We start from the raw sequence: 12973 nt of genomic DNA on the forward strand, positions 1-12973 counted from the left end.
CCGCGTGAGAGCGCACCTGTTGACGAACGGCATCATCCACTCCGCCTCGGATCCCTACGCCACCGCGGCCCTCGTGGCCGACGGCGTGGTGGCGTGGCTGGGGTCCGACGACTCCGCCGCGCTCGTGGCCGGCCCGGAGGTGCCGCGCCAGGACCTGGACGGGGCGGTCGTGGCCCCCGCCTTCGTGGCCCCGTGGGGCACGGCCGCCGACGCGCGGGACGCCCTTCTCCGCGGCACCGCCGTGGTCACCGTGCTCGAGGGCTGGGACGCGCGGTCGCAGGGCCAGGCCGACGCCGCTCCGCCCGCGCCGTCCTCCCGACCGGCCGCCCGGACCGTGGTCTACCGGGCCCCCGAGACCGTGGACGCCGCGGCCGCGGGCGTGTGGCTGCCCACGGACGACGGGCTCGACGCGTCCTCCCTCGCGGGGCTGGTGGCCGCGTCGACGCAGGCGGGGGAGCAGGCCTACCTCGTGCCGGCCCACCGGGACCACACCGGGGATCCCGACGCCGGCGCCCGCGCCCAGTCCGCCGCCGTCGCCGCCCTGCGCTCCGTCGCGGGGGAGCTCGGCGCCCCGGCGCTGGGGCGCGTCCGCCACCGGCTGGCGGTGACCGGGCCCCTGGACGCCGCGGACCGCGGTTTCCTGGCCGGGATCGGCGTGTCCGTGACGGTCGCCCCGGACGCCGAGGGCGTCCTGCGCGCCCCCGTGGCCTCCCTCCTGGCGGACGCCGTGCCGCTCGCCCTCGCGGCGGGCCCCGACGGCGACCCGTGGGCGGCCGTCCGCGCCGCGCTGACGCACCCGGAGGAGGACGAGCGGATCTCCGCACGCTCCGCGTTCACCGCCGCCACCCGCACCGGCCTGCGCGTCCTGCCGGACGTGCCGGCCGCCCGCGTGGAGGCCACCCCGCGCCTCGTGGTCTCCGCCGCGGCCACCTTCGCCGTGTGGGACGCCGACGCCGTGACGGTGCAGTCCCCGGACGGCCGCGTGGCCGCGTGGAGCACCGACACCCGCGCCGGCACGCCCCTGCTGCCCGCCCTGGACGCCGAGACCGCGCTGCCGCGCTGGCGCGCCACGTGGCTGGGCGGCGCGGTGGCCGCCCAGGCGTGAGACCCGCCGCGCGCGCCGCTGGACGGCGCGCGCCCGAGCGGTTCCTATACTCGAACGGATGACCACGGCCCGCCGACCGGCGCACGGCCGAACCGAACGGCCCGAGGAAGGCGTGAGAGACGCATGCGCGTGCTGACCATCATCCCCACCTACAACGAGATCGAGTCGCTGCCGCTGACCCTCGGTCGGCTCCGCGAGGCCGTCCCCGAGGTGGACGTGCTCGTGGTGGACGACTCCTCCCCGGACGGCACCGGCGAGTGGGCCGACCGCCGCGCCGCCGAGGACGCGGGGGTCCACGTGCTGCACCGCGCCGAGAAGAACGGCCTGGGCGGGGCGTACATCGCGGGCTTCCGCTGGGGGCTCGAGCGCGGCTACGACGTGCTCGTGGAGATGGACGCCGACGGCTCGCACCAGCCCGAGCAGCTGCCCCGACTCCTGGAGGCCGTCCGCACCGCGGACCTCGTGATCGGCTCCCGCCGCGTGCCCGGCGGCAAGATGGTCAACTGGCCGATGTCCCGCAAGCTCATCTCCTTCGGCGGCTCGCTCTACCCCCGCATCATGCTCGGCCTCAACCTCACGGACATCACCGCGGGCTACCGCGCCTACCGCGCGGACGTGCTGCGCGAGATCGACCTCGACGACGTGCAGTCCAAGGGCTACGGCTTCCAGGTGGACATGACGTTCCGCACCGCCCGCCTGGGCAAGCGGATCGTGGAGGTCCCCATCACCTTCGTCGAGCGCGAGCTCGGCGAGTCCAAGATGAGCGGCGGCATCATCGGCGAGGCCGTGGTCAACGTGACCCGCTGGGGCCTGGCCGCCCGCGCCGAGCAGCTGGGCAAGCTGTTCGGCCGCTGACCGGCGCACCGTCCGCAGACGACGAGGGCCCGACCACGTGGTCGGGCCCTCATGGCGTGCGGGGGAGCGGATCAGGCGTCGACGGCCTCGCCGCGGCTGGCGCGCAGCTTCTTCAGCTGGATCTCGAGGGTCTCCTCGAGCTCAGGGATGGAGCGGCGCTCGAGCAGCATGTCCCAGTGGCTGCGGACCGGCTTGCCCTCGGGCTCCGTCGGCTTCTCGCCGCTGACCAGGAAGGCCTCCTTGCCCGTCTTGGACGTCCAGGTGGCAGGCACGTCGGCCTCCACCGCGAAGGTGACGAACACCTGCTCGCCGTCCTCGGTGCGGTACTCCACACGCTGGCGGGCGGCGGGCTCGACGCCGGCCTCCGACTCCAGGGACTGGGCCCCCAGGCGCATGCCGCGCAGGCTGCGATCGCTCACGTTTCCTCCTCGTCAGGCCGCGCGGACTCCGCCCGTCTCGCGGGCGGAGGCGGCTGCGCGCGGCGGTCGTCTCTCCGATGGTGCAACCACCCAGTCTCCCACGACATTCCCGGGCGGGCGGGCGGGGTCCGCCCGCCCGGGAGGCGGTGGGTGCTCAGCGCGGCGGCTGGGTCGTCCCGGCGGGGGCGGTGCCGGGCACGGGGCCGGGCTCGGTCGGCTCGTCGAGTCCCTGCGGCGTCGCCAGCGCCTCGTCGAGGGAGGTCTGGGGCATGTCGTCGGCCGTGACCGCGCCGCCGGTCATGGCCTCGAGCACGCCGCTCGAGCGCAGTGCCTCCACCGTGGTGGGGCGGGAGCCGCGCAGGGCGCGGCGGGTGCCGAGCGCCGCGTCCTCGCGCCCCGCCGCGGAGTCCGACGCGGGAGAGCCGCCCTCGTCTGCACCGGCCCCGTCCTGCCCGCCGGAGCGCCGCGCGCCGGGGCCGAACGCCTCCCCGAGGCCCTCGAGGGCGCGGGTCAGCTCGGCGGGGACGACGAACATGGTGTTCGACTGGCCCTCGGCGATCTTCGGCAGCTGCTGGAGGTACTGGTAGGCGAGCACCTCCGAGTCCGCCTGACCGCCGTGGATGGCGTCGAAGACCACCTCGATGGCCTCGGCCTCCGCGTTGGCCCGGAGCACGCGGGCCTGGGCGTCGCCCTCGGCGGCGAGGATCTGCGCCTGGCGCTCGCCCTCGGCCGTGAGGATCTGGGCCTGCTTGGTGCCCTCGGCCGTGAGGATGGCCGCGCGGCGATCCCGTTCGGCGCGCATCTGCTTCTCCATGGAGTCCTGGATGGACAGGGGCGGATCGATCGCCTTGAGCTCCACGCGGGAGACACGCAGACCCCAGCGGGTCGTGGCGTCGTCGAGGACGAGGCGCAGCTGCGAGTTGATCGAGTCGCGCGAGGTGAGCGCCTCCTCGAGGTTCATGCCGCCCACCACGTTGCGCAGCGTCGTGGTGGTCAGCTGCTCGACGGCCTGGATGTAGTTGGCGATCTCGTAGGTGGCGGCCTTCGCGTCGGTGACCTGGAAGTAGACCACCGTGTCGATCGAGACCACGAGGTTGTCCTCGGTGATCACGGGCTGCGGCGGGAAGGAGACCACCTGCTCGCGCATGTCCACCTGGGGGAGCATGCGGTCGATGAACGGGATGATGAGCGTCAGCCCGGCGCCTGCGGTGCGCTGGTACTTGCCGAGCCGCTCGATGTTGGCCGTGCGGGCCTGGGGGATGATCTTGACCGAGCTGGCCAGGATCACCACCACGACGGCCGCAAGCACGACCAGGACGATCAGGATTTCCATGGGGTCTTCCTCTGCGGTGGATGGTCGGGGGTGGTTCGGGAGGGCCGGCCGGGCGGAGCCGTGGCGGTCAGTCTCGGGCGGCGTCCCAGTCGATGCGCGGGACGGGGGCGACGATGAGCGTCGCTCCGTCCACGCGGAGGATCCGCACGTCCGTGCCGGGCTCGGCGTCCGGGGCGCCGGCGTCCACGCGCGCGGACCAGGTGTCGCCGTCCACGCCGATCAGCCCGGACTCGCGCGTGATGGCGGCGTCGGCGGTGAGGCGCCGGCCGGGGAGCGTGTCGAGGTAGGAGGCGGAGGCGGCGTCGTCGCCGTGCAGGCGGCGCAGCGCCGCGGGGCGGACGGCGGTCAGCATCAGGAGGGAGACGACGGCGAACAGCACGATCTGGACCCAGAGATCGGCGCCGGCGAGGGCGGCCACGCCCCCCGCGGCGGCGCCGGCGGCCAGCATGAGGAACAGCAGGTCCAGGGTGAGCACCTCGACGCCCGCCAGGACGAGGGCGAGCACGAGCCACAGCCATCCGGCGTTGGCCTCGATCCACTCCATCCGACACCTCCGTGCTCGGGGGGTGATCGGGCCGTGCCGGCCCGACGCTCTCCGTCGCGCGTGGCCTGCGCCACAGCGTCCCCTGCGCTCCATCCTGCCCGATGGAGGTCCGAATTCCCACCGACGCCGCCGGAGACCGGGGGAGAGTCGCACGGCCGGGCGCGGGAGAGGAGCCCGGGTCGACCGTCCGGTACTGTGACCCGCATGACAGTCGCCGCCCCCGCGCCCCCTCCCTCCCTCCTGCTCGAGCCGCTCACGGTCCGCGGAACGGCGCTGCCGAACCGCGTGGTGATGGGCTCGATGCACCTGGGCCTGGAGGACCGCCACGAGGACCTGCCGCGGCTCGCGGCGTTCTACGCGGAGCGGGCACGCGGCGGCGTCGGGCTCATCGTCACCGGAGGAGTGGCGCCGGTGCCGGAGGGCGCCGTCACGTCCGGAGGCGGGGCCCTCGCCTCCGACGCGGACGCGGCCGCCCACCGCGTCGTCACGGACGCCGTGCACGCCGCGGGCGGGCGGATCCTCGTCCAGCTCCTGCACGCGGGCCGCTACGCCCCGACCTCGGAGCTCGTCTCGGCCTCCGCCACGCGCGCCCCGATCTCCCGGCTGACCGCGCGGGAGATGACCGCGGAGGACATCGCGGAGACGGTCGCCGCGTTCGAGCGCTCCGCCCGCCTGGCGCTGGAGGCCGGCTACGACGGCGTGGAGGTCATGGCCTCCGAGGGCTACCTCCTCAACCAGTTCCTCGCCCCCGCCACGAACCGGCGCGAGGACGAGTACGGGGGATCCGCCCTCAACCGGCGCCGCTTCCCGGCCGCGGTCGTCGCCGCGGTGCGGGCCGGTCTGGGGGAGCGCGGGCTGCTGTCCGTGCGGACTTCGCTCATCGACCTCGTGGCACAGGGCCAGGACCTCGAGGAGGTCCGGGACACCGCTCGCGCATTCGAGGCGGCCGGGGCGGACCTGCTCATGACGGGCATCGGCTGGCACGAGTCGCGCGTGCCCACGATCGTCACCTCCGTGCCGCGCGCCGCGTTCGTCCCGACGACGGCGGCCGTCAGGGACGCCGTCTCCATCCCGGTGATCGCGGCGAACCGGATCACGACGCCGGCCGATGCCGAGCAGATCCTCGCCTCCGGCGCCGCAGACCTCGTCGCCCTCGCCCGCCCGCTGCTGGCCGACCCGGCATGGGTGAGGAGCATCGGCTCGGACGACCCCGCCGACCTCACCCCCTGCATCGCGTGCAACCAGGCGTGCCTGGACCACGTGTTCACGGGGGAGCCCGTCAGCTGCCTCATGAACCCCCGGGCCGGCAGGGAGACCGACCCGCGCTACGCCGTGCCGGTGCCGGTGGAGATCGGGCGGCGCCGCCGCGTCGCCGTGGTCGGCGCGGGGCCGGCGGGGCTGACGGCCGCGCACCGCGCGGCGCAGTTCGGCCATGAGGTCGTCCTCTACGACGCCCATGACGGCGTGGGCGGCCAGTTCCGCCTGGCGCGGCGGATCCCCGGCAAGGAGGAGTTCGCCCCGGCGCTCGAGCACCTCGCGGCACGGGCGCAGCAGGCGGGAGTCGAGATGCGTCTCGGCACACGGGTGAGTGGTACAACGCTCCTGACACCGGAGGGGGCGCCGGCCTTCGACGAGGTCCTGGTGACCACCGGCGTGCGGCCCCGGGAGATCGCTCTCCCGGGAGCGGGGCAGCCCGGTACCCCGTTCGTCCACCGCTACGAGGAGGTCATCGCGGGGCGCGTGGTCTGCGGGCCGCGGGTCGCGGTGATCGGCGCGGGAGGTGTCGGCGTGGACGTGGCCGAGTTCCTCGCCGCCGGGGGAGAACGGGCCGACGGCGAGCCCGAGTCCGTGGACCACTGGCGCGCGCGCTGGGGCGTGGCCGACGCGCCGGGAGTCCGCGGAGGGCTGGTGCGCCCGCGGCCGGAGGCGCCCGCCCGGGAGGTCGTGCTGCTCCAGCGCAGCCCCGGTCCCGTGGGTGCACGGCTGCGGCCGACCACCGGCTGGGTGCATCGCGCGGAGCTGCGCCGCCTCGGCGTCGAGGCGGTCAGCGGGGCGACCTACGAGCGTGTCGACGCGGAGGGGCTGCACGTCACGCTGCCGGCGTCCGAGCCGGGCCCGGGGGCCGAGGGCGTCGGGGGACGCGTGGCCCGCGTCCTGGACGTGACCGACGTCGTGGTGTGCGCGGGGCAGGAGCCCGTGGCCGAGCTGGCCGCCGAGCTCGTCGCCGCCGGCTACCCGGAGGCCGCGGTGCGCGTGGTGGGCGGCGCCCACGACGCGCGGGAGATCGACGCCTACCGCGCGATGGACCACGCCACGCGCGCCGTGCAGGGCTGATGCCGGCGCCTCCCGCGCCTCGACCCTCCGGCCTGGCCTGCCGCGCGGCTCTGAGGTGACGGGCCCGCGGCGGGGGCTCTCGCCTACGATGCCCCTGTGACCACCGCGCCCGCACCCGCCGCCGAGACCCATCCCGCCGACGTCCACAGCACGATCCGCGTGGTCGGCGCGCGGCAGAACAACCTGAAGGACGTCGACGTGGAGATCCCGAAGCGGCGCCTGACCGTGTTCACGGGCGTCTCGGGCTCGGGGAAGTCCTCCCTGGTGTTCGCGACCATCGCGGCCGAGTCCCAGCGCATGATCAACGAGACCTACCCGGCGTTCGTGCAGGGCTTCATGCCCGCACTGCCGCGCCCGGACGTGGACCACATGGAGGGCCTCACCCCGGCGATCATCGTGGACCAGGAGCGCCTGGGCGGGAACGTGCGCTCGACCGTCGGCACCGTGACGGACGCGAACGCCCTGCTGCGCATCCTGTTCTCCAGGATCGCCGAGCCCGCGCTCGACTCGCCCAAGGCCTACTCCTTCAACGTGGCCTCGATCAGCGGCTCCGGCGCCGTCACCCTCACCACGGGCAAGGACAAGGGGAAGAAGGAGCGGCGCTCGTTCCACGTCCAGGGCGGCATGTGTCCCGAGTGCGAGGGCACCGGGGCGAAGCAGGACCTGGACCCGGCCGAGCTGTTCGACGAGGCCAAGTCCCTGAACGAGGGGCCCTTCACCATCCCGGGCTACACGGCGGACGGCTGGGCCGTGAGGAAGTTCCTCGAGTCCGGCTTCTTCGACCCGGACAAGCCGATCAGGGACTACTCCGAGCGGGAGATGCACGACCTTCTGCACAAGGAGCCGGTGAAGATCGACATGTCCGGCATCTCCATGACCTACACGGGCCTCTACGCGAGCATCGAGAGCGCGTTCCTGCAGAAGGACCGCGAGGCCATGCAGCCGCACGTCCGCGCGTTCGTGGACCGCGCGGTGACCACCATTCCCTGCCCGGCCTGTGCGGGCACGCGCCTGAACGAGCAGGCGCGCTCGTCCCGGATCCGCGGCACGTCCATCGCCGACCTCTGCGCGATGCAGATCACCGACCTCGCCGCGTGGTGTGCCGAGCTCGACGACGCGCGGGTGGGCGGCCTGGTCGGATCGATCCGCCAGCTGCTGGACGGCTTCGTGATGATCGGGCTCGGCTACCTCTCCCTCGACCGCGCCGCCGGCTCGCTGTCCGGGGGAGAGGCGCAGCGGACCAAGATGATCCGCCATCTGGGGTCCTCGCTCACGGACGTCACCTACGTGTTCGACGAGCCCACCACGGGCCTGCACCCGCACGACATCGCCAACATGAACACCCTGCTGCTGCGGCTGCGCGACAAGGGCAACACAGTGCTCGTGGTGGAGCACAAGCCGGAGACCATCGCGATCGCGGACCACGTCGTCGACCTCGGACCCGGCCCGGGCACCGCCGGGGGCGAGGTCACGTTCACCGGGACCGTGGCCGAGCTGACCGCGTCCGACACCCCGACGGGCCGCCACCTCCACGACCGCGCCCGCCTCAAGGAGGAGGCCGAGCTGCGCGCGGGCAACGGCGCGCTGCGGGTGCGCGGGGCCGCGGAGAACAACCTGAGGGACGTCGACGTCGACGTGCCCCTGGGCATGCTCGTGGCCGTCACCGGCGTGGCCGGCTCCGGCAAGTCCTCGCTGATGCGCGAGGCGATGCTCCAGACGCGCCGAGGGAGCGCCGCCGAGGATGTCCACCTTGTGGTCGTCGACCAGGCGCCGATCAAGGGCTCGCGGCGCTCCAATCCCGCGACCTACACGGGCCTGCTCGAGCCGGTGCGCAAGGCGTTCGCCAAGGCCAACGGCGTCAAGCCGGCCCTGTTCAGCCCGAACTCCGCGGGCGCGTGCCCCGAGTGCAAGGGCGCCGGGGTGATCTACGCGGACGCCGCGGCGGCGACGGACACGGCGGCCACCTGCGACGTGTGCGAGGGGCGGCGATTCATGGACGAGGTGCTGGAGTTCATGCTCGGCGGCAGGGACATCGCCGAGGTGCTGCAGATGCCGGTGGAGGAGGCGCGGGAGTTCTTCTCCGCGGGCGAGTCGCGCGTGCCGGCGGCGGCCGCCGCCCTCGAGCGGCTCGTGGACGTCGGCCTGGGCTACGTCCGGCTCGGTCAGCCGCTGACCACCCTGTCCGGGGGCGAGCGTCAGCGTCTCAAGCTGGCCACCCACCTGGGGGAGCGGGCGAAGGCCAAGGACGGCGCGCGGACCGTCGTCGTCCTGGACGAGCCGACCACGGGCCTGCACCTGCAGGACGTCGGGCGGATGCTGGCCATGCTGGACGGGCTGGTGGACGCCGGGGTCTCGGTGATCGCCGTCGAGCATCATCAGGCCGTCATGGCACACGCAGACTGGATCCTGGACGTCGGCCCGGGCGCCGGCGCCGAGGGCGGCACGGTGGTGTTCGAGGGGCGCCCGCACGACCTCGTGGCGGCCGCGCACAGCGGCGAGGGCACGACGACGGGCGAGCACTTGGCCGCATACGTGGCGGACTCCGCATGATGGGCGTGCGCGTTATGTCAACCACACGGGTCGGGAGTCCGACGCAGGGCCGAGGCGAGGTGAGCCCAGGCGTCAGCGCATGCCTGGGTACACGCTCACCCGGTGGCTCGTGAGCGAGAGGTAGAGGGCCCAGGCCCAGCCGATGACGGTCCAGCCCAGCAGCAGGTTCACCCAGAACACGAGCCAGTGGTTGGCACGTCCGCGAGCAGCGGCCACGGCCCACGGGGCCAGGTAGCCGGCGGTGAGGATGGCCAGCACGATGGCCACGGTGGCGACGAACGGGCGGTCACGCTGATCGGTCACGAGAGTCATGCGGGCAGTCTACGGACGCTCCGCGTCCTGGCGAGCGGCGACGCCGGGCGGATGCCACGAATGGCATACGCGGGCGGAGCCCCCGAAGAGCCGATAATGGACATTATGTCATGTAACGCTCCTGGCGGGGTCCCCGGCGTCCATCGCCGCTGTCGGGTTCACGGAGGTCTACCGCATCTTCGCCGAGCGCGGCCTGACCGACCGCGTGACGTGGATCGCCTCGGGCAAGGTCGGCCTCCCCGACAACGCGATCGTGGCGTTCGCCCTCGGCGCGGACATGGTGCACGTCGCCCGCGAGGCGATGCTCGCCGTCGGCTGCATCCAGGCGCAGAAATGCCACACGGACACGTGCCCCACCGGCGTCGCGACGCAGAACCCGTGGCTCGCCCGCGGCGTGGTGCCCGAGGAGAAGTCCGAGCGTCCGGCTCGCTCCGTGCAGACCCTGCGCCGCGACCTGCTCAAGGCCTCCGAGGCCGCCGGCGTCCCCGACCCGGGCCTCCTCTCCCCCGGCGACGTGGTGCAGCACGCACCCCTGCCCGCCACGGACGAGGACGACACGGTCCGCCAGTGAACGCAGGGCGGACATCCTCCTGACACCGCTCGGCGCCGCCCCTGATCCTGTGGCGTCTCGCCGGCAGGGTCCCGACGCGGTGTGAGTTGTCCGCCCCGGATCACGGGGCGGTGGTCCTCGAGGAGGGGGCCACGAGAGCGGCGACGGCGGCGGCCAGCGTCCGCGTCTCGTGCCAGAGCCCGTTCCTGAGCCGGGCGTGCACCGCCTGCTGGGTGACCTCCAGTGCGGCGGCCGCCTCCCGCTGGCTCGCGCCGGACTCGACCAGACGCCCGGCCTCCTGTTGGGGCTCGGATCGCCGCTGCTCCAGGACGCCGAGCAGCTGGAGCGCGGCCTCGGCGGCGTCCTGCCGGCGCCGCGCCGAGGCGTCGCCGGCAGCCCCGTCCAGCTCCAGCGCGCACCGGCCCGTCGAGGCCGCCGCGCGGTGCAGGACCCGCTCGAGGACAGCCGCCTCCACCTCCCCGGCGCCCACGCCGCGATCCGGGTCAGGAGCTCCCGTGGAGGCGACGAGCCCGGCGACCCACGCGCCCGTCCGGATCACGGCGAGAACGAGCCCGACGGCCTCCACGGGATCCTCGAGGAGGCCCTCGACGACGCAGGGCAGCACGTCGTCCCGGACGGTGAACCGCGCCGGGCCGCGCTCCCCCGCGTGGTCGAGATTGTCGGCAGCGGCCAGGACGGCACACAGGCGCGACACGTCTCCGCGGTCGCGCGCGGGGTCTGCGGTGCGGAGCAGAACGTGGATCACGACCCCACAGTATCCCTATGACAATCCTGACTCCTTGTTGCACGGCATCCGAGCCGAGCGTCGCGCGCGAGAATGGGTCCATGAGATCCGACCGGCATGCCCCCGCCCCCGCCCGACCGCTTCCCGCCGTGCTCGCCCTGGCCGCGGATGTCCTGCTGGTGAGCGTGTTCGCCGCGCTGGGTCAGGGTCAGCACGACACGGCGGCTGGACTCCCCCGCCTCCTGCAGACAGCCGGCCCGTTCCTGGTCGGCCTGATCGTGATGACGATCCTCACCGGCGGCCACCGCACGTGGGCCCGCACCTGGCCGCACGGCGTGCTGGTGTGGCTGGGAACGGTCGGCATCGGCATGGCGCTGCGGGTGCTGTGGGGCCTCGGTGGCGCCCCGCTGTCCTTCGTGATTGTCACCCTGCTCGTCCTCGGGGTGTTCCTGCTCGGCCGCCGCGCGCTCGCGCGGGTCCTCACCCGCCGCCGCCCCTGAACCGCAGCCGGGCGCCCAAACGGCCCCCGGGCACAGCTCAGCCGTAGGATCGGGGCACGACCCCGCGCTCTCGGCCCCGTCGGTCCGCCCCAAGGAAGGACGCCCCCATGGTCACCGCCATCGTCATGATCACCACCGACAAGTCCCGCATCCCCGAGACCGCCCAGGCGATCGCCGCCCTGGACGGCGTGAGCTCCGTCTACTCCGTGACCGGCGCGTGGGACCTCGTCGCCATGGTCAAGCTCAAGCGCTACGAGGACCTCGCGGACGTCATCGCCGATCAGCTCTCCAAGGTCGAGGGGATCACGGACACCGAGACCATGCTCGCGTTCCGGGCGTACTCCTCTGAGGATCTCGAGGAAGGGTGGGCGCTGGGGTTCGACGCCTGAGCGTCACGCCCATCTTCCTCCCGGCGCCGGTCGACGCCGCGTCCGCTGCCCGCAGGGTGGCCGCCCGCGCGGCGATCGCCGGCATGGTCCTGTTCATCACGGAGGAGGGCGCCGACGTCGGGATGTGCTCCCAGGCGCCCGGCGCCACCCTGGCCCAGGGCGACTGAGGCCGTTCAGGACCGCGAGAACTCGATCCAGCGATCCAGTACGTCGGCCGCGGCGCCGGAGTCGAGGGACTCAGCGGCGCGCCGCATGTTGGCCGCGAGGCGGTCCATCAGGGGAGCATCGGCCTCGGGGTCGGCCGCGGTGAGACCGGCGGCGGCATTGAGGAGCACGGCGTCGCGGATCGGCCCCTTCTCCCCAGCGAGGAGCGCGCGGACGAGCGTGGCGTTGTGGGCCCCGTCCTTGCCCGCCAGAGCCTCGACGGACGTCAGCTCGATGCCGAGCTCGCGCGGATCCAGCTCATGAGCGGTGACCTCCCCGCGCACCTCCATCACGGTGGAGGGCCCGGAGGTGGTGATCTTGTCCCTGCCGTCCGAGCCCCGGAAGACGAAGCCCCGCACGCCGCGGTCCGCGAGCACCTGCGCCAGCAGGGGGACCATGACCTCGCTCGAGCAGCCGAGCGCCTGCGCCGTGACCTGGGCCGGATTGCTGAGGGGGCCCAGGAAGTTGAAGACGGTCGGGACGCCCAGCTGCTTGCGGACCGGCGCCACGTGCTTCATGGAGGGGTGGTAGTGCTGGGCGAAGAGGAACGTGATGCCCACGGCCTCCGCGCACTCCTCCGCCTTGGCGCGCGGCATCGACAGGTCCACGCCGAGGGCCTCGATCACGTCCGCGGCACCCGCCGTGGAGGACGCGCCGCGATTCCCGTGCTTGACGATCCGCACGCCGCAGCCGGCGGCGACGAGCGAGGACATCGTGGAGAGGTTCACCGTGCCGAGGCGGTCACCGCCCGTGCCCACGATGTCCAGGGTCTCCCCCTCCACATGGACGGGGCGGGCATGGCGGACCATCACATCGGTGAGCCCGCGGAGCTCAGGCACGGTGACGCCCTTGGCGGCCAGCGCGAGCAGGAAGGCACCCACCTGCCCCTCGCTGGCGTCGCCGGACATCATCTCGCCCATCGCCCAGCCGGCCGCGTGGTCCTCCAGGTCCTGGCCGAGCATGAGCGCGCGGAACACCTCGGGCCACGTGGTCGTTCCGGTCTCCGGAGAAGTCGTCCCAGTCATCACGCGGACGACTCTAACGCCGGCCCGGCGGAGCCGATGCCGCACGCGACACCCGGAGACGCGCCGACCTGGCCCTCCGCAGGGGGCTCCGAACCTGAACGTTTCCTG

Annotated in this window: 13 protein-coding genes; 7 read left to right on the forward strand and 6 right to left on the reverse strand. The window is 73.8% G+C overall.

Annotated elements, in window-relative coordinates; translation table 11 throughout:
• The first annotated feature begins 4 nt into the window (after positions 1-4).
• Both KZX60_RS02965 and KZX60_RS02970 read left to right on the forward strand, forming a co-directional pair.
• Positions 5-1105, forward strand: coding sequence for a hypothetical protein (locus tag KZX60_RS02965; RefSeq protein WP_248115546.1), 1101 nt, complete (start codon positions 5-7; stop codon positions 1103-1105).
• A 123-nt stretch (positions 1106-1228) separates the two neighbouring features.
• Positions 1229-1960, forward strand: coding sequence for a polyprenol monophosphomannose synthase (locus KZX60_RS02970; protein WP_248115547.1), 732 nt, complete (start codon positions 1229-1231; stop codon positions 1958-1960).
• 71 nt (positions 1961-2031) lie between these two features.
• Here KZX60_RS02970 and KZX60_RS02975 read toward each other — a convergent pair whose 3' ends face one another.
• The 3 genes from KZX60_RS02975 to KZX60_RS02985 all read right to left on the reverse strand — a co-directional run bounded on the left by KZX60_RS02975 (position 2032) and on the right by KZX60_RS02985 (position 4256).
• Positions 2032-2379 carry an RNA polymerase-binding protein RbpA gene (locus KZX60_RS02975; protein WP_248115548.1) on the reverse strand — a complete coding sequence of 116 codons (348 nt, stop codon included), beginning with the start codon at positions 2377-2379 and terminating at the stop codon, positions 2032-2034.
• Between the two features lie 154 nt (positions 2380-2533).
• Positions 2534-3712 carry an SPFH domain-containing protein gene (locus tag KZX60_RS02980; protein ID WP_248115549.1) on the reverse strand — a complete coding sequence of 393 codons (1179 nt, stop codon included), beginning with the start codon at positions 3710-3712 and terminating at the stop codon, positions 2534-2536.
• 67 nt (positions 3713-3779) lie between these two features.
• Entirely contained in the window at positions 3780-4256 is a 477-nt protein-coding gene (locus KZX60_RS02985) for an NfeD family protein (RefSeq protein WP_248115550.1), read from the reverse strand.
• Between the two features lie 204 nt (positions 4257-4460).
• Here KZX60_RS02985 and KZX60_RS02990 point away from each other — a divergent pair, with 204 nt between their 5' ends.
• Together KZX60_RS02990 and KZX60_RS02995 are read left to right on the forward strand one after the other, a co-directional pair.
• Positions 4461-6590, forward strand: a complete 2130-nt coding sequence (locus KZX60_RS02990; protein ID WP_248115551.1) for an NADPH-dependent 2,4-dienoyl-CoA reductase — start codon at positions 4461-4463, stop codon at positions 6588-6590.
• A 96-nt stretch (positions 6591-6686) separates the two neighbouring features.
• Positions 6687-9140 carry an excinuclease ABC subunit UvrA gene (locus tag KZX60_RS02995; protein ID WP_248115552.1) on the forward strand — a complete coding sequence of 818 codons (2454 nt, stop codon included), beginning with the start codon at positions 6687-6689 and terminating at the stop codon, positions 9138-9140.
• Between the two features lie 72 nt (positions 9141-9212).
• On the opposite strand, the gene KZX60_RS03000 is transcribed toward KZX60_RS02995, so the two are convergent.
• Complete coding sequence (locus KZX60_RS03000) at positions 9213-9452, reverse strand: superinfection immunity protein (protein ID WP_248115553.1); 240 nt, start codon at positions 9450-9452, stop codon at positions 9213-9215.
• A gap of 121 nt (positions 9453-9573) precedes the next feature.
• On the opposite strand from KZX60_RS03000, the gene KZX60_RS03005 reads away from it, so the two are divergent.
• Positions 9574-10023 (forward strand): glutamate synthase-related protein, encoded by a 450-nt coding sequence (locus KZX60_RS03005; RefSeq protein ID WP_282442546.1) that lies wholly within the window; start codon positions 9574-9576, stop codon positions 10021-10023.
• A gap of 100 nt (positions 10024-10123) precedes the next feature.
• On the opposite strand, the gene KZX60_RS03010 is transcribed toward KZX60_RS03005, so the two are convergent.
• Complete coding sequence (locus tag KZX60_RS03010) at positions 10124-10768, reverse strand: hypothetical protein (protein ID WP_248115554.1); 645 nt, start codon at positions 10766-10768, stop codon at positions 10124-10126.
• 80 nt (positions 10769-10848) lie between these two features.
• Here KZX60_RS03010 and KZX60_RS03015 point away from each other — a divergent pair, with 80 nt between their 5' ends.
• Positions 10849-11247, forward strand: a complete 399-nt coding sequence (locus KZX60_RS03015; protein ID WP_248115555.1) for a DUF3054 domain-containing protein — start codon at positions 10849-10851, stop codon at positions 11245-11247.
• 107 nt (positions 11248-11354) lie between these two features.
• Positions 11355-11636: an Lrp/AsnC ligand binding domain-containing protein gene (locus KZX60_RS03020; RefSeq protein ID WP_248115556.1), complete on the forward strand. Its 282-nt coding sequence runs from the start codon at positions 11355-11357 to the stop codon at positions 11634-11636.
• 173 nt (positions 11637-11809) lie between these two features.
• Here KZX60_RS03020 and trpD read toward each other — a convergent pair whose 3' ends face one another.
• Entirely contained in the window at positions 11810-12865 is a 1056-nt protein-coding gene (gene trpD, locus KZX60_RS03025; protein ID WP_248115557.1) for an anthranilate phosphoribosyltransferase, read from the reverse strand.
• Positions 12866-12973 lie beyond the last annotated feature (108 nt).

Source organism: Micrococcus sp. EYE_212 (genome assembly GCF_023147585.1).
GTDB lineage: Bacteria > Actinomycetota > Actinomycetes > Actinomycetales > Micrococcaceae > Micrococcus.

Excerpts from the sequence above, each read along its gene's own strand:
- KZX60_RS02970 (WP_248115547.1), top strand. The coding sequence starts at position 1,229 with ATGCGCGTGCTGACCATCATCCCCACCTACAACGAGATCGAGTCGCTG.
- KZX60_RS02980 (WP_248115549.1), bottom strand. The coding sequence starts at position 3,712 with ATGGAAATCCTGATCGTCCTGGTCGTGCTTGCGGCCGTCGTGGTGGTG.
- KZX60_RS02985 (WP_248115550.1), bottom strand. The coding sequence starts at position 4,256 with ATGGAGTGGATCGAGGCCAACGCCGGATGGCTGTGGCTCGTGCTCGCC.
- KZX60_RS02990 (WP_248115551.1), top strand. The coding sequence starts at position 4,461 with ATGACAGTCGCCGCCCCCGCGCCCCCTCCCTCCCTCCTGCTCGAGCCG.
- KZX60_RS03000 (WP_248115553.1), bottom strand. The coding sequence starts at position 9,452 with ATGACTCTCGTGACCGATCAGCGTGACCGCCCGTTCGTCGCCACCGTG.
- KZX60_RS03015 (WP_248115555.1), top strand. The coding sequence starts at position 10,849 with ATGAGATCCGACCGGCATGCCCCCGCCCCCGCCCGACCGCTTCCCGCC.
- KZX60_RS03020 (WP_248115556.1), top strand. The coding sequence starts at position 11,355 with ATGGTCACCGCCATCGTCATGATCACCACCGACAAGTCCCGCATCCCC.
- trpD (WP_248115557.1), bottom strand. The coding sequence starts at position 12,865 with ATGACTGGGACGACTTCTCCGGAGACCGGAACGACCACGTGGCCCGAG.